The sequence below is a fragment of the Streptomyces spiroverticillatus genome (assembly GCA_014650415.1).
GTDB lineage: Bacteria > Actinomycetota > Actinomycetes > Streptomycetales > Streptomycetaceae > Streptomyces > Streptomyces spiroverticillatus.
The window spans coordinates 31,087-52,647 of sequence record BMUX01000007.1 but is presented as its reverse complement, the minus strand read 5'-3'; the positions used below and the strand labels follow the sequence as shown (position 1 = coordinate 52,647).

Sequence of the window (21,561 nt, the reverse complement as noted above, 5' to 3'; positions counted from 1 at the left end):
GAGGCGGGGCGGGGAGAAAAACCCCGCCCCGGTTCCGGGCACGAACTACGACACGGCCTCGCCCGCAACGGGCACGGGCCCCGGCACCCCACCGGAACCGGGCACCTCGCCCGGGATGCCCCTCCCGGCCCGCACGCCCCTCTCCAGCCCCAGCGTGACGACCACCGACACCCCCGCCATCACCCCCATCGCCACCCCCACGGGAACCACCTGCGCCACCGCCCCCGCCAGCGCCGCACCCACCCCCTGCATCGCCAGCATCCCCGATCCGTGCAACCCCAGCGCGTGCCCGCTCAGGGTGTCCGGGGTCAGCGCCAGCAGCCGCTCCTGGAGCAGCAGCGTCGCCGCGAAGCCGATCGAGGCGACGAAGACCACCCCCACCGCCACCCCCAGCGGCGGCCGCAGGAAGAAGACCAGGTACGGCGCGGCGAGCAGCAGCCGCAGCATCGGCCCGCCCCGCACCCGCCACCGGGTCGGCACGAACCGGCCGACCACCGTGTCGCCGACCAGCATCCCGCCGGCCGCGCTCGCGAACAGCAGCCCCGCGTAAGCCGGTTCGTACGGGACGTACAGGGACTCGCACCCCACGATCAGCCCGTTGGGCACGCACAGCATGAGGTAGACGTAGCGGCGGGGCCGGGAGGACCACAGCACCCCGTTCGTGCGCCAGGTCGCGGCGATCGACGCCCGGCCCTGCGCCCGCGCGGGCCTGCGGCTCAGGCCGAAGCGCGCGAGTGCCGCCGCCGCGAGGAACATTCCGGCGCCCACCAGCAGCGTGACGGGCGGCGACAGCAGGGTGACGAGCAGTCCGCCGGCGGCGAAGCCCAGGATCTGGGTGGCCCCGTTGGACATGTTGATCACGGATCGGCCGATCAGGAAGCCGTCCTTGGGGAGGATCTCGTGGAGGAGTCCGTACGTCACTCCCCCGCTGAGGGAGGCGAACATCCCCAGCGTCAGCAGGACCGCGAAGGAGGCCCCCACCGGCAGCCCCGGTATCGCCTGGATCGCGGTGGCCACCGCGAACACCAGCCAGATGCCGGTGAGCGCGGCGCGCGGCGGAACGCGGTCGGCGGCGCTCAACAGCGTGGAAGCGCCGATGAGTTGGGCGAGCGAGGGGCCGAACATGGCGAGCGAGGACAGCAGCGGGGAGCCGGTGGCGGAGTAGATGTGGACGCCGAGGGCCAGACCCGTCACAGTCTGCGCCGCCGACCTCGTGGAGGCGACCAGGAACAGCGGAGTGAACTCCGGCTGCCGGAACAGTTCACGGTAAGTGCGCATGGCAGGAGTCTGGGAGGGGCCGTACGGAGACGTAATGTTTCGCAGGCACGCGAAACGTCATCAAGGGGAGGGGCCGGCGTGGGGTGGTGGCAGGTGGACGCGGACACGCTCGCGCGCGGGCGGTTCGTCGTCTCCCCGCTGAGCGAGGCAATCTCCAGCCTGAAGCTGCTCCAGGGGCACGCCCCGGCCGTGCATCCCGGCGAGCGCTCCTGGCTGGCCGAGCACCTGCCAGCCTTCCGGGAGCTGGTCCGCGCCGATCCGCTCACCCCGCTCCTCCTGGACGCCGCGTTCCGGCCGCACTGGAACGCGGACTTCATCACCCCGACCCCCGCCGCCGAGGGCGGGCAGAGCTTCGAGGAGGAGCTGGCCGTGATGCGGGCGCGGTCGCCGCAGGAGGTGCACGACGATCTCACCGTCGCCCTGGGCTCCCCTCCGCCGCCCGAGCTGTGCCGCCGGGACCTCGCGGACCGGGCCGCCGACGTCGTGGAGTGGGTGTGGCGGCAGACGGTACTGCCTCAATGGCCGGTACGCAGACGGGTGTTGGAGGCGGACATCGTCGCGCGGACGGCGCAGTTGAGCCGGGGCGGCTGGGCTGCGGCGCTGGACGACATGCGGCCGGGAATGCGCTGGCTGGGCGGCGACCGCTTGCAGATCAACACGCACGAGCACGCGCCGAGGGAGATGTCCGGGGCCCGGCTGCTGTTCGTGCCGGTGAGCTTCGGCACGAGCTGGGTGTCGTGGGAGGGCGGGCGCCGGTACGCGGTGGTCTACCCGTGCGCGGGCGCGCTCGCCGAGCCGGGGCGGCCCCCGGCCCCGGAGGCGCTGGGCGCGCTGCTGGGGCGGGGCCGGGCCTCCGTCCTCGTACTCCTGGACGCGCCGCGCAGCACCACGCACCTGGTGGCGCTGACCGGGCTGCCGCTGGGGTCGGTGGGGCGGCATCTGAAGGTGCTGCTGGACGCGCGGCTGGTGCGGCGGCGCCGGGCGGGGCGGTCCGTGCTGTACTACCGGACAGGGGCGGGGGACGTCCTGGTGAACTCGCAGGATCGGGAGGGCGAGTGAGGGGTCGTCAGGTGTGGCGGGGGGTCGTCGTCGCGGTGTACGTCGTCGGTCTGGCCATCGGTACGGTCACGCATCTGACGGACCTGTTCGTGCACGGGGTGCGGTCGCACGCCGTGTTCGCCCCGTACTGGCTCGACGTGTACTGGACCTCGCTGACGCTGTTCGACCCGCTGGCCCTGGCGCTGGTCGTCCTGGGGGCGGTGCGCGGGCGGAGTACGGCCGGGGTGTGGCTGGTGTGCGCGGTGATGGTGACGGACCTCGCGGCCAATGCGTACGCCGTGTACGTCCTGCTGCACAGCGGGGTGCAGGACTCGCCCGGACTGCAACGGCTGCTGGCGTTCGGGCTGTTCGTGGCGGTGACCGCACCGTGGCTGGCGAAGGAGTCCCAGCGGCACATTTCCGGTGGCACGGTGCGGGAGCCCGCGCGTAGCCTCCGCCCATGACTCTTGTGGCGATCTTCAGCGGGGCCGGCATCTCGACGGATTCCGGCATCCCCGACTACCGGGGGCCCGGCGGGCTGTGGCGGCGCGATCCGGACGCCGAGAAGCTCGTCACGTACAGCTACTACATGGCCGATCCGGAGATCCGCCGCAGGTCGTGGCTGATGCGGCGGGAGCAGGCCGCCCTGAACCCGGAGCCGAACGCGGCGCACCGGGCGGTGGCCGAGCTGGACCGGCGGGACGGGTTCGCGGTGCGGGTGCTCACGCAGAACGTGGACGGGCTGCACCAGCTCGGTGGCATGCCGGACCGCAAGGTGCTCGAACTGCACGGCACCGCACGGGCGGTGGTGTGCGTGAAGTGTCACGCACGGACGTCGATGGACGAGGCGCTGGAGCGGGTGGACGCGGGCGAGCCCGACCCGGCGTGCCGGGTGTGCGCGGGGATCCTGAAGCCCGCGACGGTGATGTTCGGGGAGGCGCTGGACCCGGAGGTGCTGGGCGGTGCGATGTTGGTGGCGAAGGCGTGCGAGGTGTTCGTCGCGGTCGGCTCCACGCTCCAGGTGCAGCCCGCGGCGTCGCTGGCCGGGATCGCGGCGGAGCACGGGGCGCGGCTGATCGTCGTGAACGCGGAGCCGACGCCGTACGATCCGCTGGCCGACGAGGTGGTGCGGGAGCCGATCGGGACGGCGCTGCCCACGTTGCTCGCGGCGCTCTAGAAGAGGGCGGCTTCGGCCGGGGCGCCGCTCTCGAAGGCGAGGAGGCGCTGCTTGCGGTCGAGGCCGCCGCCGTAGCCGGTGAGGTTTCCGGTGGAGCCGATGACGCGGTGGCAGGGGACGATGATGCCGACGGGGTTCTTGCCGTTGGCGAGGCCGACGGCGCGGGACGCCCCCATGTTGCCCAGTTCCTGGGCGAGTTGGCCGTACGTCCGGGTCTCTCCGTACGGGATCTGCTGGAGCTGTTCCCACACGGAGCGCTGGAACGGGGTGCCGTGGAGGGCCAGCGGGATCGTGAACTCGGTCAACTCGCCCTGGAAATAGGCTTCGAGCTGGGCGATGACCTCGGGGAAGGGTTCGGGGTCGGGGTCGCCGAAGGTCTCCTCGGCGGGACGGTGGCGCTGGCCGACCATGTAGAGGCCGGACAGGACGCCGTCGGTGGCGACGAGGGTGAGGGGGCCGTAGGGGCTGTCGACGACGGTGTGCTGTTTCTGGGACATACTCTGTGGGGTCTTCTGGGGCATCGGGATCAACTCGCTTGGTTCGGAAGGTGGTTGATGGGGTGGGAGTCGGTGGCCCACAGGTGCTGGACGGCGTAGGCGCGCCAGGGGCGCCAGGCGGCGGCGCGGGCGGTGAGGGCGGCCGGGGTGTGCGGGAGGCCGAGCCCTTGGGCGGCCTTCTTGATGCCGAGGTCGGAGGGGAGGAAAGCGTCCGGGTCGCCGAGCGCGCGCATCGCGATGACCTCGGTGGTCCACGGGCCGAAGCCGGGCAGGGCGAGGAGCTGGGCGCGGGCGGCGTCCCAGTCGCTGTCGACGCCCAGTTTGATCGTGCCGTCGGCGAGGGCGGCGACCAGGGTGGTGAGCGTGGTACGGCGGCTGCGCGGCAGGGCCAGCGTCTCGGGGTCGAGCCCGGCGAGCGCCTCGGAGGTCGGGAAGAGGTGGGTGAGGCCGCCCTCCGGGTCGTCGACGGGGGTGCCGTGCGCGGTGACCAGGCGGGCGGCGTGGGTGCGGGCGGCGGCCGTCGACACCTGCTGGCCGAGGACGGCCCGTACCGCGAACTCGTCCGCGTCGGTCGTACGGGGCACTCGCCGCCCGGGGGCCCGCGCCACCAGGGGGGCGAGCAGCGGGTCGGCGCTCAGCCGCTCGTCGACGGCGACCGGGTCGGCGTCGAGGTCCAGCATCCAGCGGCAGCGGCTGATGGCGTGGGTGAGGTCGCGCAGGTCGGTGAGGGAGAGCCGGCAGTCGATGTGGTCGGGCCGGGGGGACAGGGCCACGATGCCGTGCCCGTACGGGAGTTGGAGGGTGCGGCGGTAGGCGCCGTCGCGCCATTCCTCGACGCCGGGGACGGCGGTGGCGGCGAGGTGGCCGAAGAGGTTGTCGGGGTTGAGCGGGGCGCGGAAGGGGAGGCGGAGGGCGATCACGCCGGGGGTCTGCGGGCCGCCCTGCCCCTTCTTGCGGCGTTCGCGCAGCTCGCTGGGGGCGAGGCCGAAGACTTCGCGGACGGTGTCGTTGAAGGTGCGCACCGAGGAGAACCCGGCGGCGAAGGCGATGTCCGCCATCGGCAGCGGGGTCGTCTCGATGAGCAGCCGGGCCGTCTGGGCACGCTGGGCGCGGGCCAGGGCGAGCGGCCCGGCCCCCAGCTCGGCGCGGAGCTGACGCTCGACCTGCCGGGTGGAGTACCCGAGCCGGGCGGCCAGCCCCGGCACGCCCTCGCGGTCGACGACTCCGTCCCGGATGAGCCGCATGGCGCGGGCGACGGCGTCCGCGCGGGCGTTCCACTCCGGGGAGCCGGGGCTGGTGTCGGGGCGGCACCGCTTGCAGGCCCGGAACCCGGCCTGCTGGCAGGCCGCCGCGCTCGGGTAGAACGTCATGTTCTGCGGCTTGGGCGGGACGACCGGGCAGCTCGGGCGGCAGTAGATGCGGGTGGTGGTGACCGCTGTGAACACCCAGCCGTCGAAGCGCGCGTCCTTGGACTGCACGGCGCGGACACAGCGGTCGGTGTCGGTGTGCATGGCGCGGGTGCCGGCGGCCGGGGCGGCTGCGGTCTCGGTCGGTGTCATGGGTCCAGCATCGGTCACCGGAGGTTCGACGGCTGGCGGAAATCCGACATCAAGGTGCCGCGACCAGGGCCTGCTCGAAGTGCGCGAACGCGGCATCGTCGAACAGTACGAACCGGATGTCCAGCAGCGGCTCGCGCGCGGCCTCGCGGACGGTGCGCACGGCGAGGCGGGCGCCGTCGGAGAGCGGCCAGCGGTAGACGCCGGTGGAGATGGCCGGGAAGGCGATGCTGTGGGCACCCAGCTCGCCCGCCAGGCGCAGGGACTCCCGGTAGCAGGAGGCGAGCAGCTCCGACTGGGCGCGGTCGGCGTCGCCGGTGAGGTGGGGCTGGTGGACGGGGCCGACGGTGTGCACGACGTACTGGGCGTGCAGGTCTCCGGCGGTGGTGACGACGGCCCGGCCGGTGGGGAGGCCGCGGCCGTAGTGGGAGGCGCGCAGCTTGCGGCAGTCGGCGAGGATGGCGGGGCCGCCGCGGCGGTGGATGGCGCCGTCCACACCGCCGCCGCCGAGCAGGGTCGAATTCGCGGCATTGACGATCACGTCGGCATGCTGGTCGGTGATGTCGCCGCGGACGAGGGTGATTTTGGGGGTGGGGCCGGGTGTTGTCATGCGCGCATTCTGCCCAGGCGGGTCGTGGGTGCCCAGGGGTGGGCCCCCTCCCTGACGATGCCGCCCGAAGGGCAGGCATTTCAGGGGCGCGGGGCTGCATTGATTTGCGGCTCCGCCGCGTGGGCGCGACCAGCCACGACTCACCCGCACGGAACCCGCCCCGGCACCGGGTGCCGAACCCGACCAACCCCCACCACACCCGGCGGGCCAGAAGCGCTACTCCCCCGCCAAAAGCCCCCGCACCCGCTCCACCACCCCCGCATCCCTCCCCACCGCGAACGGCAGCGCATTGCCCCCGGTGATCCGATACCGCTCCCCCACTCGCGTCCGGTCCGTGCCCCCCGCCTCCTCCACCAGCAGCAGCCCCGCCGCGTGGTCCCAGGCCAGCTCCCACGAGAAGGCGACGGCCTCCAACTCGCCCCGGGCGACGGCCAGATACTCCAGGCCCGCCGACCCGCACGGCCGGGTCTCCACTCCCGGCACCGCCAGCCGCAGCAGTGCGTGCTTCTCCTCCGGGGTCGTGTAGTCGGGGTTCGAGATCGCGACCCGCAGCGGAGCACCCGCCTCCGGCGACCCGGCGTGCAGGGGGCGGCCGTTGAGGGTCGCGCCCCGGCCCCGTACCGCTGTCGCCATCTCGTCCATCGCGGGGGCGAACGTCCACGACGCCTGGAGCTCACCACCCCGCGCCAGCGCCACCAGCGTGCAGAATCCCGCCTCCCCGTCCACGAACTGGCGGGTCCCGTCCACCGGGTCGACGATCCACACCGGGGCGTCGCCCCGTATCGCCCCGTACGCCGCCGGGTCCGCGTGGACGGCTTCCTCGCCGACCACCACCGAACCGGGCAGCAGCCGGGTCAGGGCCGCCGTGAGGTGCTCCTCCGCGCCCCGGTCGGCGACCGTCACCAGGTCGTACGGGCCCTTCTTCTCCACCACCTCGTGCGCGGCGAGCTGACGGAAGCGGGGCATGATCTCGGTCGCGGCCGCCTCCCGGACGGCCGCCTCCACTGCGGCGACAAGCTGGTCATCGATCATGCCGTCCAGCAAAGCACGCCCCACTGACAGGCCGACCCCACCGGCGGCCTCACCGGTAGGAGATCTTCTCGAACGGCCACTTTGCCGCAAGCCACTCCCGTACCGTCCGCACCAGCGGCCCGTCCAGCTCCGCCCGGTCCGCACGCACCCAGGACCTTACCGACGTCACGGACGGGTCGTCCCAGTCCGGATAGAGGTAGAGGCAGCCGATGACCTCATCGGTCGCCGGGTCGAGCACGGTGAAGGTGAATCCCTTCCGCGCTTCGAAGTCCGCTTGGTGCTCCTCGACGTCGGCGAGGTTCGCCTGCGCCGACATCCCCTCCGGCGGCGGCCAGCTGCGGCCGAACCCCGGTGTGCTGCGGATGTGTTCGATGCTGGAGGTCCAGGCGGCGAGGTCGCCCGCGTTGTGCTCGGGAGCCAGCGGTACGAGTCGGAAGGCGTCCGTTTCGAGGAGTCGGGGCGCGGTGAATCCGGCCGGGACGAAGGGGTGGGCGGGCGGTGTCTGCTCGGTCATCCGGGCAGGTTAGGGGCCCGGAGCGGCACCCGGCCCCCGATTTTCCGCCCCTCGCCCCGGCCGGAGACCTGGAATGGGAGGAATGTCCGGGGCCGGGATAGCGTTGTCGCAGCCCAGGCGGCCATGCGGCCATGCTGGCGTGCCGGGTGGAGCAACGGAGGCGGAAGACAGTGCACGGTGAGTACAAGGTCCCCGGCGGCAAGCTCGTCGTCGTCGACCTCGACACGGAGGCGGACGGACGCGGCGGCGAGGTCCTGCGGAACGTACGGGTCGCCGGTGACTTCTTCCTGGAGCCCGACGAGGCCATCGTCGCCATCAACGGTGCGCTGGAGGGGGCTCCGGCCGACACGGACGCCGCCGGGCTGGCCGCCCGGATCGAGGCGTCGCTGCCCGAGGGGACGGTGATGTTCGGGCTCAGTTCCGAGGGCGTCGCCGTTGCCGTGCGCCGTGCCCTCGCGCATGCCACGGACTGGACCGACTACGACTGGCAGCTCATCCACGAGGCCCCGCAGTCGCCCGCCCTGCACATGGCGCTCGACGAGGTCATCACCGCCGAGGTCGCGGCCGGACGCCGTCCGCCGACGCTGCGGGTGTGGGAGTGGGGCGCGCCCGCCGTCGTCATCGGCAGCTTCCAGTCGCTGCGCAACGAGGTCGACCCGGAGGGCGCCGAGCGGCACGGGATTCAGGTGGTGCGGCGGATCAGTGGCGGCGGGGCGATGTTCATCGAGCCGGGCAACACGATCACGTACTCCCTGTCCGTGCCCAGCGCCCTCGTCCAGGGGCTGTCCTTCGCGGACAGCTACGCCTACCTCGACGACTGGGTGCTCGGTGCGCTCGCCGACATGGGCGTCAAGGCCTGGTACCAGCCGCTGAACGACATCGCCACGGACGCCGGGAAGATCGCGGGAGCGGCGCAGAAGCGGATGGTCGCCGACGAGGGCGCGGTGCTGCACCACGTGACGATGGCGTACGACATCGACGCGGACAAGATGATGGAAGTGCTGCGGATCGGCAAGGAGAAGCTGTCCGACAAGGGCACCAAGAGCGCGAAGAAGCGGGTGGATCCGCTGCGGCGGCAGACCGGGCTGGCCCGGGAGGCCGTCATCGAGCGGATGATCGCGTCGTTCCGGGGGCGGTACGGGCTGGAGAGGGGTGCGGTGTCGGAGGAGGAGATGGCGCGGGCGAAGGCCTTGGCGGAGGCCAAGTTCGGTACGGAGGAGTGGACGGCGCGGGTTCCGTAGGCGTACGGGGGGGGCGGTGCGGCCCGCGCCGGGGGGCGGGCCGCATTCGCGGACGGGCCGAAATCACCCGCCGGACAGGCCGAGGCGTACCTCCCGTACCAGAACGCCCGCCTCTTCCACCGCCGCCTCGTCCAGGCCGCGCAGGCACTGCGCCACCCGGTCCGTGAAGTCGGCCGGCGCGGAAGGGAGTCGGGAGGCAGTCGCCAGCGCACCCTTCTCGTTCACGCACCACACCCGCGCGTCGCCCAGCATCGCCTGTGCCAGTACGCCGAACGCCCTCGACAGGCACAGCGACACGTGCAGTACGTCGCCGCCCTTCGCCGACTTGCGCGCGTTCGCCACCGAGAAGTCCGCCTCCCAGGCCGCCCCGATCAGCGCCGTGCGCAGGGCTTCCGGGTAGTGGGCGGTCTGCGTGCGCAGGGTCGAGAGTCCGCCCGTGGGGTCGGCCAGGACCTGGCACAGCGCCACCTCGCCCGCGTACGTCGGCGACCAGAAGCCCAGCGGGTGGCCCGCCTGCATGCCCACCTCGTAGCGGCCCTCCCGGCAGTCCTGCCAGACCCGCTCGACCCGGTCCAGGTCCCGCAGCACCCAGTCGACCTGGGCGCCGTCCACGTTCAGCCAGGCCCCGCCGTTCACCCACGGGCCCCAGCCGCCGGGCCCGGCCACCTCGACGGGTTCGCCCGCGTACTCGGCGGCGAGTGCCTCAAGTGCCGGAAGGTCCAGTTCGCCCCGGTAGTAGAGGCCCAAGTCCCAGTCGGAGTCGGGCCGGTGGGCGCCTCGGGCGCGGCTTCCGCCGAGGGCGACGGCCTTGATGCCGGGGAGGCCTGCGAGCCGCTCCGCCATGTCTGCAACGATCTTGTTCACGGGGCAGGACCCTACCGCCGCCGGTGTTGTCGGTGCACGGGAATACTCTGGGGTCCCGAAGCACAGTGGCGTGAGGAGTCCGAGGTGTCGCCGATGCTTGACGCAGTCGTCGTGGGGGCGGGGCCCAACGGGCTGACCGCCGCCGTGGAGCTGGCCCGTCGCGGCTTCTCGGTGGAGGTCTTCGAGGCGAAGGACACCGTCGGCGGCGGCGCCCGCACCGAGGAGCTGACGCTGCCGGGCTTCCGGCACGACCCGTGCTCGGCGGTGCACCCGCTGGGCATCGGCTCCCCCGCGTTCAACGCCATGCCGCTGGAGCGGTACGGACTGGAGTGGCTGCACCCCGAGCTGCCGATGGCGCACCCCTGGGACGACGGCACGGCGGCCGTGCTGTCCCGGTCGGTCGCGGAGACGGCCGCCTCCTTCGGCCCCCGGGACGCGGGCGCGTACCGGCGGATGGTCGCTCCGTACCTCGGGAAGTGGGACACCCTCGCACAGGACTTCATGTCCCTGCCGCTGACCAACCTCCCCCGCCACCCGTTCAAGCTCGCCCACTTCGGGATCGACGGCCTGCCGCCGTCCACCTGGCTGATGCGGCGCTTCCGCGACGAGAAGGCGAAGGCCCTGATCGCGGGCATGGTGGCGCATGTCATCGCCCCGCTGGGCGGGTTCGCGACGAGTGCGATCGGGCTGCTCTTCGCGCTGGCCGCGCACGAGAACGGCTGGCCGTCGCCGCGCGGCGGCTCACAGGCCATTCCGGACGCCCTGACCGCGTACCTCCGCGACCTCGGCGGGGTCGTCCACACCGGTTACGAGGTCAAGCGCCTCGACGACCTGCCGCCGGCCCGGGCGTACGTCTTCGACACCTCGCCGACCGCGCTGGCCCGGATCGCCCGTCTGGGCAACGCGTACGAGGGCTACCGCTACGGCGCGAGCGTCTTCAAGATCGACTACGCGCTGGACGGCCCGGTGCCGTGGACCGCCGAGGAGGCCCGCCGGGCCGGGACGGTGCAGGTCGGCCCCACGAAGGGCGAGATCGGCAAGGCCCTGCGCCAGGCGGCCGGCGGCACGGCCCCCGAGACCCCGTTCCTGATCACCGCCCAGCCGAGCGTGATCGACCCGACCCGCGCCCCCGAGGGCAAGCACGTGTTCTGGGCGTACGGGCACGTCCCGCACGCCTGGGAGGGCGACCTGACGGACGCGGTAGAACGCCAGATCGAGCGCTTCGCCCCCGGCTTCCGCGACCTCGTCCTGGCCCGCGCCACGGCCGGCCCCCCGGAGCTGGCCGCGCACAACGCGAACTACGTGGGCGGCGACATCGCCTGCGGCGCGTTCGCGGGCCTGCAGGTCCTCATGCGCCCGAAGCTGTCCCTCTTCCCGTACGCCACGAAGCACCCCGCGGTGTTCCTGTGCTCCTCGGCTACCCCGCCCGGCCCGGGCGTCCACGGCATGTCGGGCCACAACGCGGCCAAGGCGGTCTGGCGCCACCTGCGCACGGCGGACCGGGGCTGAGACCGCGCCCCAGGGCCCGGGGCCCGCTCGCCGTGCGGGCTCCCGGGGCCCGGCCGACAATGGCGGTCATGGACTCCACCGACATGGACCGCACCGTCGCCTTCGACTACACGGTGTACGTCAGGGCCTCCCCGGACCAGGTCTGGCAGGCCCTGACCGACCCCGCGCAGACCGTCCGGTACTGGGGGCTGACCCTCGCCTCCGACTGGAAGCCCGGCTCGCCCGTCGTGTGGCAGGGCATGGGCCTGGGCGACCCCGATCCGGAGCAGGTGGTGCTCGCCGCCGAACCCGGCCGTCGGCTCGCCCTCACCTGGCACACCTTCACCCCGGCCTTCGCCGAAGCCGTCGGCATGGACGAGGACCTGCGCGCCCGCATCTCCGCCGAGCCGCGCTCGAAGTTCTCGTACGACATCGAGCCCGCGGGCCCGGACGTGACGCGCCTCCACCTGGTCCACGACGGCTTCGAGCCCGACAGCACGGTCCTCGCCATGATCCGCGAGGGCTGGCCCTCCGTCCTCTCCAGCCTCAAGTCCTTCCTGGAGACGGGCGAACCGCTGCCCGAGCTCGAATAGCTTTACGCGGGCGGGGAATTCACCGCTCGCCGTGCCAAGACCCCCACGGCGCCGCATACGCCCCGCCCGAGGCCACGAGGGCTTCGTGGGGGCCGAGTTCGGTGATGCGGCCGTCGTCCATCACGGCGATCCGGTCGGCGTCGTGCGCGGTGTGCAGCCGGTGGGCGATGACGGTGCGCCCTTGGAGGACGGCGGCCAGGGCCCGTTCCGTGTGCCGTGCGGTGCCGGGGTCCAGGAGTCCGGTGGCCTCGTCCAGGATCAGTGTGTGCGGGTCCGCCAACACCACGCGGGCGAGGGCGAGTTGCTGCGCCTGGGAGCCGTCGAGGTGGTGGCCGCCCGCGCCCAGGGCGGTGTCGAGTCCGTCGGGCAGGTCGTCGGCCCATTCGGCGCCGACGGCCGCGAGTGCAGCCCACAGCTCGGCGTCGGTGGCAGTCCCGGCCGCGATCAGCAGGTTGCCGCGGAGCGTGCCGAGGAAGACGTGGTGCTCCTGGGTGATCAGGACGACCTGGCGGCGCAGCACCTCGGGGTTCAGGTCGCGGATCGGGACTCCGCCGACGGTGACCGTGCCGGTGCGGGGTGCGTCGAGGCCCGCGAGCAGCCTGCCCAGGGTGGACTTGCCCGCGCCGGACGGGCCGACGACGGCGAGCCGTTCGCCCGCGCGCACGGTCAGGTCGATGCCGTGCAGCACATCGGGCCCGCCCTCGTAGGCGTGGCTCACGCCGGTCACTTCGATGCGGTCGCCGTCGGGGGTGCGGGTGGTGCCCGCCGGTGCCGGGGGCAGTTGGCCGAGGCAACCGTGTCGCCTCCTGAGCGGTGCGGCCCGCAGGGGTGTCCTCGCCGCGTGAGACCAGTCGCCGGTAGTCGGGGCTGTCGCGCAGGAGGTCCCGGTGGGTTCCGGTCGCGGCCACCCGTCCTGCGACGAGGTGGTGCACGGTGTCCGCCCGGTCCAGGACGACGGGTGAGGTGGTGGTGACGACGGTGGTACGTCCCTGGCGTGCGGCCCGCAGTCCTGCGGCGACGGCCGCCTCGGTGTGGGCGTCGAGCGCCGAGGTCGGCTCGACCGCGAGCAGCACCTCGGGGTCGGCCAGCAGTGCCCGTACCAGGCGGACGCGCTGGCGCTGGCCGCCGGAGAGGCTGCGGCCCTGGGCGTCGACAGGGGTGTCGAGGCCGTCGCGCAGGCCGCGTACGACGTCGTCGGCGACGGCTTCCCGGAAGGCCCGTTCGAGGTCGGCCTCCGTGCGGTCGTGGCGTCCGGCGACCACGTCGCGCAGGGTTCCGGCGAAGAGGTCGGCCTCCTTGTCGGCGACCAGGATGCGGGCGCGAACCTGTTCCGGCGCGAGGGCGTCGAGCCGGGTGCCGCCCCAGGTGGCGTCGGACGCGGTGAACCGGCCGAGGCGTTCGACCACGTCGGCGGTGTCCGCCGGCCGGGCGGAGACCAGCGCGGTCAGCTCCCCGGGCCGTATCGACACGCCCGACGCCGGGTCGTGCAGGACCGAGGGCTCCTCCGGCGCGTCCGCGCCCTCCGAAGGGTCGGGCTCCAGGTCCAGGAAACGGAGCAGCCGCCGGGCGGAGACCAGTCCGCGGCCGAGGTCGGAGCCGCCCTCGACGAAGAACGACACCGGGACCGCCAGCACCGCCACATACCCGTACACAGCGACCAACTCGCCCACCGTCAGGGTGCCTTCGGCGGCCATCCTGGCGGCGAGCCAGGTGACCACGGCGAGGAACAGCATCGGCAGTCCCGCCCCGAGGGCGCCGATCCAGCTGGTGACGGCGGCGACCCGGTAGCCCTGTTCCTTCAGCACGTGCGAGTCGCGGCGGTAGCGGGCGGCGTACACCTCCTTGCCGCCGAGCCCGGCCAGCACCCGCAGTCCCCCGACGATGTCCCCGAACCGGGCCGCGAGAGCACCCTGTTGCTCCCGGTACGGGGCCTGTACCCCCTGGAGGCGGCCCAGCAGCGGCCCGAGCACGAGCGCGATCAGCGGTACGCCGACCAGGACGAGAACGGCGAGCTGCCAGGAGACGGAGAACAGGAATCCGGCGACGACCAGGCAGGCGACCGCCGCGCCGACCCCGGGACCGGTGATGGTCAGCACGTTCGCCATCGCGGCGGCGTCGCCGAACCCGATGGTGACCACCTCTCCCGCACCCACCCTGCGGGGCAGCGCGGCCCCGAGCCGGGTGGTGTGGGCGACGACGAGGCGGGCCGTGCGGAAGACGGCGTCGAGCCGGACCCGGGTCATGGTGCGGTGCCGAATGATCGCGAGGTACGCGTTGAGCGCCCCGACACCGAACAGCGCCGCGCACCACAGCGCGAGCCGGCCCCCCGTCGCCCGGAGTGAGGCCGTCGTCGACGGCGCGGGCGAGCGCGTAGGGCGGCAGGGTCAGGCCGACCATCCAGGCGCTGCCCCAGGCCGCTCCGGCGGCGCACCGGGCGCGCTGGCGCGTGACGAGCCACCACAGGTAGTGCCCTGGTCCGCGCCGGTCCGGAAGCTCCTGGCCGGTGGAGGCGCGGTCCTGACCGGTGGACGCGAGGTCCTGGCCGGTGGAGGCAGGGTCCTGGCCGGTGGATGCATTGAACATCCACCGACCCTATGAAACCCCCTTCGGGCCGCTCTCACCGCCCGCGCGCACCCCGCCCCGGCACCATCAGCACCACGTACAGCAGCAGTGACGCCGCGAGCCCGACCGCCCACCCGTAGTCGGCGAGCGGCTTCAGGAAGGGGATCAGGCCCTCGTCGGGGAAGGGGCCCTTTCCGGGGGCGGAGTGGGAGCCGCCGACGGCGAGGACGCCGCCGACGACGAAGGCGGCGACGGCCCGCCAGTTCCAACCGCCGGTGTACCAGTAACGGCCCTCGGGCCGGTAGAGGTCGACAAGGTCCAGCACGGTCCTGCGGACGATCCAGTAGTCGGCAATGAGGATGCCCGCGACCGTGCCGAGCAGCCCGCCGACGAGCCCGAGCCAGGTGAAGATGTACAGCTCGGGGGTCTCGGTGAGCTTCCACGGCATGATGACGACGCCCACAACTCCCGTGATGAGCGCGCCCGTTCGGAAGTTGATGAACTTCGGGGCCAGGTTGGCGAGGTCGTACGCGGGCGAGACGACGTTCGCCGCGAGATTCACGGAGATCGTCGCGATCAGCACGGTCACCAGCGCGAAGAGCAGCCCGAAGACGTTGTCGGTCTTCGCGGCGAGCGCGACCGGGTCCCAGACCGGGGCCCCGTACACGGCCTGCGAGCCGGAGGTGACGAAGACCGACAGCAGGGCGAAGAGGGTCATGGTGGTCGGCAGGCCGAGCGACTGCCCCCAGATCTGGGCGCGTTGACCGGCGGCGAAGCGGGTGAAGTCGGGGATGTTGAGGCTGAGCGTGGACCAGAAGGCGATCATCCCCATCAGGGAGGGGAAGAAGACCGGCCAGAAGTCGGCGCCCCAGCCGAGCTTGGAGGGCTGGCCCAGGAGCGGGCCCACTCCCCCGGCCTTCATCGTGATCCACACCAGCAGCACCAGCGCGCCGACGATGACGAAGGGCGCCGCCCAGTTCTCGAAACGGCGCAGGGTCTCCATCCCCCGGTAGATGATGGCGAGTTCGAGCACCCAGAAGAGCAGGAAGCACAGCCAGAGCGTCCACGGCTGCCCGCCGATCTTCGAGGCCTCCGCCCAGCCGCCGAAGATCTTCCCGAGCAGGACGAAGATCCCCTGACCGCCGATCCAGGTCTGGATTCCGAACCACGCGCACGCCACCCCGGCCCGGATCAGTGCGGGCAGGTTCGCCCCGCGCAGGCCGAAGGAGGCACGGGCCAGCACCGGGAAGGGGATGCCGTACTTGGGGCCCGCGTGCCCGGTGAGCAGCATCGGGGCGAGCACGATCAGGTTGGCCAGGGCGATGGTGACGACCGCCTGGACCCAGTCCATGCCGAGGGCGACGAGGCCCGAAGCCAGCAGCCAGGAAGGGATGTTGTGCGCCATGCCGACCCAGAGGGCGGCGAAGTTGTACGTCGTCCAGCGCCGTCGGGCGACGGGCACGGGCAGCAAGTCCTCGTTGACGTAGCGGGATTCGGGAGGGATCGCGCCGGGGGCCGGCTCCACGCGGCCCCCTCGCGCCGGGTCGGATATCGGGCTTCCTGGAGCGGTGGCGGTCATGGGCGGGACCCTTCGTCGAAGCGTGCGAAGCCTTTCGTTGGGGGTGCCTCGCTCCTCGTACGCGCACCTCAACTGCGCGTACGGGGAGGTGAGTTCAGGAGTTCGCGAGAGCAGGGATGACGGACGCGCCGTACGCGTCGATGGTCCGCTCGCGGGCGTCGTGCATGTTGTAGACGGCGAACTGGTCGACACCCAGGGCGCGCAGTGCGCGCAGCTTCTCGATGTGTGCCTCGACGGGGCCCAGCAGGCAGAAGCGGTCGACGATCTCGTCGGGCACGAAGTCGGTGTCGGGGTTCCCGGCGCGCCCGTGGTGCGCGTAGTCGTAGCCCTGGCGGGCCTCGATGTACGAGGTGAGGGCCTCCGGTACGAGGTCGGAGTCGGACCCGTACTTGGCGACCAGGTCGGCGACGTGGTTGCCGACCATGCCGCCGAACCAGCGGCACTGGTCGCGGGCGTGGCCGAGGTCGTCGCCGACGTAGGCGGGGGCGGCGACGCAGATCTTCACGTCCATGGGGTCGCGTCCGGCGTCGGAGGCGGCGTCGCGCACGGCGCGGATCATCCACTCGGTGAGGAAGGGGTCGGCGAGCTGGAGGATGAACCCGTCGGCGTTCGCCCCGGCCAGCGCGAGCGCCTTGGGCCCGTACGCGGCCATCCAGACCGGCAGTTTCCCGCCCCGCACCCAGGGGATCCGTACCGCCTGGCCGTCGACCTTGGCCTCGCGGCCCTCGGCGAGGTCGCGGATGACGTCCATGGCCTCGCCGAGCCTGGCCAGGGTGTTGGGCTTGCGGCCCGCGACGCGCATGGCGGAGTCGCCGCGGCCGATGCCGCAGACGGTGCGGTTGCCGTACATGTCGTTGAGGGTGGCGAAGGTGGAGGCGGTGACCTCCCAGGTGCGGGTGCCGGGGTTGGTGACCATGGGGCCGACGATCAGCCTGCTGGTGTGTTCCAGGATGCGGCTGTAGATGACGAAGGGTTCCTGCCAGAGCACGGCGGAGTCGAAGGTCCAGCCGTAGGTGAATCCGTTGCGTTCGGCGCGGCGCATCAGGCCGACGACCTCGGATGCGGGGGGATCGGTCTGCAGGACGAGTCCGAAGTCCATCGGCATGTGGGGCGTACCTCCTGGCTCAGGTACTGACGGTGTGTCGGATACGGCGAACTGCCGTGCGCACAGTGCTGTTTCGGCCGCGGCGCGGCCACTGTGCCAGGGCGGTGAAGGGGTCAATCGTGGACCCCGCCGGGGACCTTGGCAAGAGGGACACCACGCGCGTCCACGTGCAGAGTCGCCGGGTTCGCCCGTACGGGGGAAGCCGCCGCCCCCGTACGGCGCGAACCACGTGGACGCGGTCAGCAGGGTGGCCGGTGTCCGCCCTGCCGCAGGGCGTGCGGTCCGCCGGCGGTGACGATCGCGGCGACGGCGGGCGGCAGCGGGGTGCCGTCCTCGCGCACCGGCACCGGCGGGTCGACGACCTCGCCGACGCCCGGCCCGCGCAGGGCGGTGTTCTTCGCCCGCACCCGGTCCAGCGGGGACGGGGTGAGCGTCTTGCGTTCGCGGACGAAGGCGATGAAGGACTCGAAGTCGCGCTGGTGGCGGTAGGGCTCGCGGTAGGCGGTCAGCGCCGGGTAGCCGTCCATGCCGAGGAGGGTGTACGAGGAGGTGGCCAGCCGGTAGTCGCGGTCGGGCCGCAGCGGCGCGCCGTCGACGGTGACGTCGGCGGGGTCGACCCGGTCGCCGACGGCGCCGGACGCGTCGAAGGCGTACCGGACGTTCCCGGAGACGGCCAGCGGCGCGAACCGGAGGGCGCCGTCGGGGCCCTTGGTCCACTGCTGTTCGAGGGCGTCGTGGATCTGCTGCCCGGTGACCTTCACGCAGACGGTGGGACTGCCGTAGCCGACCGCCCGCCAGGCCTGCCCGAAGGCGACCGCGCCGTCCGGCCCCGGGGTCAGGTCGCCGCGTACGAGCGACTGGCCGACGGTCGGTGCGAGCGGGACGAGGGCGAGTTGCGCGGGGACATGCCGGTGGATGTTGGAGTCGTCGTACGCGGGGACCGGCTTCTGCGCCGCCCACAGCGCCCAGTCGGCGGCGAGGTCGCCCATGGTGGACTGGCCGAGGGCGTTGCGGGTGCGGGTGAAGGGGGCGCGCTGGGCGGCGATGCGGCTGCGCTCGCGGGTGGCCGCCTGGCCGGCCCAGTAGTCGGCGATGGCCTTGAGCTCGGGGTGCGGGGTGACGTCACGGGTGTTGGGGTGGCTGGTGGAGACGGTGAGTTCGCGGACGACCCGGCCGGTGCGGGGGTCGAGGCGGAGGTTGATCTCGTTGATGACCTGGCCGTGGAACCCGGCCTCGACGAAGGGGCGGGGGACGCCGTTCGGGTCGGGGACCATCATGGTGAAGCGGGTGTGCCAGTGGCCGCAGACGATGGCGTCGATGTCGGGCGAGACCTTGAGCGCGAGGTCGTAGGCGGGTCCGGAGGGGTTGCTGCCGCTGTTGAAGTCGCCGCCCGCGACCGCGCCGTCGTGCATGCTCAGGACGATGGCGTGCACGCCGCGCCGCTTGAGTTCGCGGGCGCACCGGTCGGCGGTGGCGATCTGGTCGAGGGTCCTCAGGCCCGGATGGAAGGAGTTCGGGAACAACTCGCTTCCGGTCACGGTGAGATGGATGAACCCGATCGGGATGCGTCGCCCGCGCGGACCCCGTACGTACTCGACGTGGTAGGGCGGCAGCACCGTCCGGCCGGTGCGGGTGCGGACCACATTGGCGCTGTAGTAGCGGAAGTCGGCCCCCCGGAAGCGCCTGCCCGTCGCATCCCGGAAGCCGGTGTCGCGGCCGACGACGGGGTGGGCGCGGCCGTCCTCCATGTGGTCGAGGAGGTTGGCGGGGGCCTTGTCGAACTCGTGGTTCCCGGCGGTCGCGAAGTCGAGGCCGAGCTTGTTGAGGGCTTCGATCGTCGGTTCGTCGGAGAAGGCGGCGGCGTCGAACTCCCAGCCGGAGAAGAGGTCTCCGGGTGCGAAGAAGAGCGAGTTGGCGCGCCCGGTGCGCAGCCGCTCCAGGTGGGTGCCCATGGCGGCGACTCCGCCGACGGTGTACGTCGTGCCGCCGTTGCCGCGCACGACGGCGTCGCTGCCGGTCGGGCCCTGCAAGTACCCGTGCAGGTCACAGATGTTGAGGAGCTGTACGTCGACGTACTCGTCGGCGGTGGCGGCGTCGCGGGCCGCGTCCGAGGCGTAGGCGGGGACGCCGAGGGCGGTGGTGGTGGCGAGGGCGCCGAGTGCGGTGAGGAAGGTGCGTCGGCCCGTTGCGTGCGAACTGCGCTCACGGGGACGGGAGTTGACAGCGGTTCTGCTACGAGTCTGAGTCACTTTGCGATGGTGCGAATACGGAGGTGAAGCCCCCGGGAAGGCGGGGCGTCAGCCGCATGGCGGGGCCACGGCAGCCCCGTGAACCGCCCGGGTGCTGCCGTGGCCCGTGTGCCCTGTGCTCCTTCTTGGGCTTGTCGCCCGGTGCTACTTCTTGGGCTTGTCGCGCTTCTCCTCGTTCGTCATCCGTACGGTGATGCCCTGCGCGGCGTTGCCCTTGGTGAGGGTGTGCGGGCCCGAGACCGGGTTGCGCGGCAGGCGGTAGCCGTCGGGGGCGGCGGTCTCGCGGACGTAGTACGAACCGAGCTTCAGGTTGTCGAAGTCGCAGCGGCCCCGCTCGTCGGTGGCGCAGCCACTGCCGGTGCGGGTGTCGGCGCGGCCGGTGGTCTGGAGGCCGGGGACGCCGTTGGTCTCGCGCCACAGCTCGACGACGGCGTGGGGCAGGCCGCGTCCGGTGCGGGAGTCGACCTTGCGGACGTGCAGGCTGCCCTTGACGTCGGGGACGACCGGGGTCTTCTTGTTGCGGACGGTCACGGTGACGCCCTGGAGGCGCTTGGCCTCGGGCAGCGCCAGCGGGCCGACCACATTGGGCTTGGGCAAGTCGTACCCGGCCGGGGCCTTGGTCTCCTGCCAGTAGAAGGAGTAGCCCGCCCGGACCGTGGCACGGCAGACGCCCTGTGCGTCGGTGGTGCACGGCTGGCCGCGGCGGCGGTCGGGGCGCACGCCGGAGGTCTGCAGGCCGGGGATGTCGTTGGCCTCGCGCCACAGCTGGAAGACCGCGCCGGGCAGCGGGGCGCCGGTGGCGTCGTCCACCTTGACGACCTTGAGCTCGCCCTCCTTGGGCAGCGGCTTGCCGCAGGAGGGCAGGTCGCCGTCGAAGGGGTAGGCGTGGAACTCCTGGCCGCCTCCGCCGCCGGCGGCGCTCTGGTGGGTGATGGAGCCGGTGGTGAAGAAGCGGCCGTTGACGCCGGGCAGGGTCACGTCGGTCTCGGAGGCCTGGTTGCCGATGAGGATGCTGCCCTGGAACTGGCCGGTGCCCTTGAGATCGACGGTGGTGGCGTCGGGGAAGTTCCACAGGAGGCGGTTGCGGAGCTTGTTGAGGGGGTCGTTGTCGTCGAGGGTGCCGCTGTAGGTGTTGATGGTGCGCTTGGTGCCGAGGACGTTGACCAGGACGGTCGCCCCGGCGGGGATGCCCCGGAACTCGACGCCCTGCTGGCCGCCGCTGGGCGAGGCGAGGTCGAAGTCGGCGTTGAAGACCTGGAGGGCGGAGGTGCCGTCGCCGGTGAAGACGGTCTGGCCGCCCTCGTTGACGGAGGTGCCGGTGGCGGGGCGCAGGCCGGTGTCGCCGTCGGCGTAGCACTGGCTGGCCTCGGTGAGCTGCTGGCGCAGCGCCAGGTAGGGGGTGGCGGTGGCCGGGTCGAGGGTGCTGGTGCCGATGATGGTGCCGGTGGCGGGGCCCGCGTGGCGCACCACGCCGTCCTCGGCGACGAGGCGCTGGCCTGCGGCGATGGTGACGGAGCCGCCGGTTGCGAGGTAGTCGGAGCCGACGGGCGGGGCGACGCGGGAGCCGACGCCCGCGACGCCCACGTTGTAGATCTGGCTGCCTTCGGGCGACTTGTTGATGTCGAACGAGCCCAGGACGACGACCCGCCCCTCCGCCTCGGCGGCCTTGCCCCGCACGCGGAAGTCGCCGCCCGCGAAGACGTTGATGCCGTTGTCGTATCCGGCGATGGCTCCGTTGTTGATGGGCGGGAAGGGGTCGGGGCAGGAGCCGGGTACGCAGGGTCCCAGTCCGCCGGGAAGCGGATCGGCCCGGACGGCGGTGTTCGCAGGTGCGGGGTTTGCCTGTGCTGCTGCGGGGAGGAGGACGGCTCCGGCCGTCAGCCAGGCGACTCCTGCGGCCAGCCGGACGACTCCTGTCGTGCGGAACGCTCGGGAACCGCTTCTAGCAGGTACTGTGCGCACTTTTCACTGTCCCTCGGTCGCGCCCCCTGACCCGTTCAGGGGATCTCGGGTTCGCCCGCACTGCGGGGCGGGCGCCCGGAGATCCTTGCAGCGTTCACGGTCTGTAATTTGCTGACGCGCCGTTGCCTGTCGCAGGTGATACGTAAATCAGGACTTGCGTAGCGGTCGGGACGCGTTGACGTACCGGCGTGGCGGGCCGCCGACCCTAACCTTCCG

17 protein-coding genes and 2 pseudogenes are annotated in these 21,561 nt (G+C 72.6%); 6 read left to right on the top strand and 13 right to left on the bottom strand.

Annotated features, from left to right (window positions below; all coding sequences use genetic code 11):
• Window positions 1-45 precede the first annotated feature (45 nt).
• Entirely contained in the window at window positions 46-1,278 is a 1,233-nt protein-coding gene (locus tag IE269_RS19660; RefSeq protein WP_189824353.1) for an MFS transporter, read from the bottom strand.
• A 78-nt stretch (window positions 1,279-1,356) separates the two neighbouring features.
• Between IE269_RS19660 and IE269_RS19655 the strand changes: the two genes are divergently transcribed.
• The 3 genes from IE269_RS19655 to IE269_RS19645 are packed head-to-tail and all read left to right on the top strand — an operon-like array spanning window position 1,357 to window position 3,493.
• Entirely contained in the window at window positions 1,357-2,337 is a 981-nt protein-coding gene (locus IE269_RS19655; RefSeq protein ID WP_189824352.1) for an ArsR family transcriptional regulator, read from the top strand.
• A complete protein-coding gene (locus tag IE269_RS19650; protein WP_189824351.1) occupies window positions 2,334-2,780 on the top strand; it encodes a hypothetical protein in 447 nt (148 codons plus the stop codon). Before IE269_RS19655 ends, IE269_RS19650 begins: the two co-directional genes overlap by 4 nt.
• Window positions 2,777-3,493, top strand: a complete 717-nt coding sequence (locus IE269_RS19645; protein ID WP_189824350.1) for an SIR2 family NAD-dependent protein deacylase — start codon at window positions 2,777-2,779, stop codon at window positions 3,491-3,493. Before IE269_RS19650 ends, IE269_RS19645 begins: the two co-directional genes overlap by 4 nt.
• Here the strand turns inward: IE269_RS19645 and IE269_RS19640 are convergent.
• The 5 genes from IE269_RS19640 to IE269_RS19620 all read right to left on the bottom strand — a co-directional run bounded on the left by IE269_RS19640 (window position 3,490) and on the right by IE269_RS19620 (window position 7,702).
• Complete coding sequence (locus IE269_RS19640; RefSeq protein ID WP_189824349.1) at window positions 3,490-3,990, bottom strand: methylated-DNA--[protein]-cysteine S-methyltransferase; 501 nt, start codon at window positions 3,988-3,990, stop codon at window positions 3,490-3,492. The two genes, IE269_RS19645 and IE269_RS19640, sit on opposite strands and share 4 nt — an antisense overlap.
• Before the next feature lie 29 nt (window positions 3,991-4,019).
• Complete coding sequence (locus IE269_RS19635; RefSeq protein WP_189824683.1) at window positions 4,020-5,501, bottom strand: AlkA N-terminal domain-containing protein; 1,482 nt, start codon at window positions 5,499-5,501, stop codon at window positions 4,020-4,022.
• Window positions 5,502-5,598: 97 nt separating this feature from the next.
• Window positions 5,599-6,156, bottom strand: coding sequence for an O-acetyl-ADP-ribose deacetylase (locus IE269_RS19630; protein WP_189824348.1), 558 nt, complete (start codon window positions 6,154-6,156; stop codon window positions 5,599-5,601).
• Window positions 6,157-6,372: 216 nt separating this feature from the next.
• Window positions 6,373-7,188: an inositol monophosphatase family protein gene (locus IE269_RS19625; RefSeq protein WP_189824347.1), complete on the bottom strand. Its 816-nt coding sequence runs from the start codon at window positions 7,186-7,188 to the stop codon at window positions 6,373-6,375.
• Window positions 7,189-7,237: 49 nt separating this feature from the next.
• Entirely contained in the window at window positions 7,238-7,702 is a 465-nt protein-coding gene (locus tag IE269_RS19620; RefSeq protein ID WP_189824346.1) for a GNAT family N-acetyltransferase, read from the bottom strand.
• Window positions 7,703-7,872: 170 nt separating this feature from the next.
• On the opposite strand from IE269_RS19620, the gene IE269_RS19615 reads away from it, so the two are divergent.
• Window positions 7,873-8,943 carry a lipoate-protein ligase LplAB gene (locus IE269_RS19615; RefSeq protein WP_189824345.1) on the top strand — a complete coding sequence of 357 codons (1,071 nt, stop codon included), beginning with the start codon at window positions 7,873-7,875 and terminating at the stop codon, window positions 8,941-8,943.
• Between the two features lie 63 nt (window positions 8,944-9,006).
• On the opposite strand, the gene IE269_RS19610 is transcribed toward IE269_RS19615, so the two are convergent.
• The gene (locus IE269_RS19610) at window positions 9,007-9,786 is read right to left on the bottom strand and encodes a nucleotidyltransferase domain-containing protein (protein ID WP_189824682.1); all 780 of its coding nucleotides are present in this window, start codon (window positions 9,784-9,786) and stop codon (window positions 9,007-9,009) included.
• A 105-nt stretch (window positions 9,787-9,891) separates the two neighbouring features.
• On the opposite strand from IE269_RS19610, the gene IE269_RS19605 reads away from it, so the two are divergent.
• Window positions 9,892-11,316, top strand: coding sequence for a phytoene desaturase family protein (locus IE269_RS19605; protein WP_189824344.1), 1,425 nt, complete (start codon window positions 9,892-9,894; stop codon window positions 11,314-11,316).
• A gap of 68 nt (window positions 11,317-11,384) precedes the next feature.
• On the top strand, window positions 11,385-11,888 hold the full coding sequence (locus tag IE269_RS19600; protein ID WP_229898024.1) for an SRPBCC family protein: 504 nt from the start codon (window positions 11,385-11,387) through the stop codon (window positions 11,886-11,888).
• A gap of 19 nt (window positions 11,889-11,907) precedes the next feature.
• Here IE269_RS19600 and IE269_RS43790 read toward each other — a convergent pair.
• The 6 genes and pseudogenes from IE269_RS43790 to IE269_RS19575 all read right to left on the bottom strand — a co-directional run.
• Window positions 11,908-12,636: pseudogene (locus IE269_RS43790) on the bottom strand (ABC transporter ATP-binding protein); the annotation flags it as partial.
• A gap of 55 nt (window positions 12,637-12,691) precedes the next feature.
• Window positions 12,692-14,285: pseudogene (locus tag IE269_RS43785) on the bottom strand (ABC transporter ATP-binding protein); the annotation flags it as partial.
• Between the two features lie 220 nt (window positions 14,286-14,505).
• Window positions 14,506-16,029: an NCS1 family nucleobase:cation symporter-1 gene (locus IE269_RS19590; protein WP_189824343.1), complete on the bottom strand. Its 1,524-nt coding sequence runs from the start codon at window positions 16,027-16,029 to the stop codon at window positions 14,506-14,508.
• Between the two features lie 94 nt (window positions 16,030-16,123).
• Window positions 16,124-17,128 carry a TIGR03842 family LLM class F420-dependent oxidoreductase gene (locus IE269_RS19585; RefSeq protein ID WP_189824680.1) on the bottom strand — a complete coding sequence of 335 codons (1,005 nt, stop codon included), beginning with the start codon at window positions 17,126-17,128 and terminating at the stop codon, window positions 16,124-16,126.
• Window positions 17,129-17,373: 245 nt separating this feature from the next.
• Entirely contained in the window at window positions 17,374-19,383 is a 2,010-nt protein-coding gene (locus IE269_RS19580; RefSeq protein ID WP_189824342.1) for a bifunctional metallophosphatase/5'-nucleotidase, read from the bottom strand.
• A gap of 144 nt (window positions 19,384-19,527) precedes the next feature.
• Window positions 19,528-21,345 (bottom strand): choice-of-anchor A family protein, encoded by a 1,818-nt coding sequence (locus IE269_RS19575; protein WP_189824341.1) that lies wholly within the window; start codon window positions 21,343-21,345, stop codon window positions 19,528-19,530.
• Window positions 21,346-21,561 lie beyond the last annotated feature (216 nt).

Excerpts from the sequence above, each read along its gene's own strand:
- IE269_RS19660 (WP_189824353.1), bottom strand. The coding sequence starts at position 1,278 with ATGCGCACTTACCGTGAACTGTTCCGGCAGCCGGAGTTCACTCCGCTG.
- IE269_RS19645 (WP_189824350.1), top strand. The coding sequence starts at position 2,777 with ATGACTCTTGTGGCGATCTTCAGCGGGGCCGGCATCTCGACGGATTCC.
- IE269_RS19640 (WP_189824349.1), bottom strand. The coding sequence starts at position 3,990 with ATGTCCCAGAAACAGCACACCGTCGTCGACAGCCCCTACGGCCCCCTC.
- IE269_RS19635 (WP_189824683.1), bottom strand. The coding sequence starts at position 5,501 with ATGCACACCGACACCGACCGCTGTGTCCGCGCCGTGCAGTCCAAGGAC.
- IE269_RS19630 (WP_189824348.1), bottom strand. The coding sequence starts at position 6,156 with ATGACAACACCCGGCCCCACCCCCAAAATCACCCTCGTCCGCGGCGAC.
- IE269_RS19625 (WP_189824347.1), bottom strand. The coding sequence starts at position 7,188 with ATGATCGATGACCAGCTTGTCGCCGCAGTGGAGGCGGCCGTCCGGGAG.
- IE269_RS19620 (WP_189824346.1), bottom strand. The coding sequence starts at position 7,702 with ATGACCGAGCAGACACCGCCCGCCCACCCCTTCGTCCCGGCCGGATTC.
- IE269_RS19610 (WP_189824682.1), bottom strand. The coding sequence starts at position 9,786 with ATGGCGGAGCGGCTCGCAGGCCTCCCCGGCATCAAGGCCGTCGCCCTC.
- IE269_RS19600 (WP_229898024.1), top strand. The coding sequence starts at position 11,385 with ATGGACTCCACCGACATGGACCGCACCGTCGCCTTCGACTACACGGTG.
- IE269_RS19590 (WP_189824343.1), bottom strand. The coding sequence starts at position 16,029 with ATGACCGCCACCGCTCCAGGAAGCCCGATATCCGACCCGGCGCGAGGG.
- IE269_RS19585 (WP_189824680.1), bottom strand. The coding sequence starts at position 17,128 with ATGGACTTCGGACTCGTCCTGCAGACCGATCCCCCCGCATCCGAGGTC.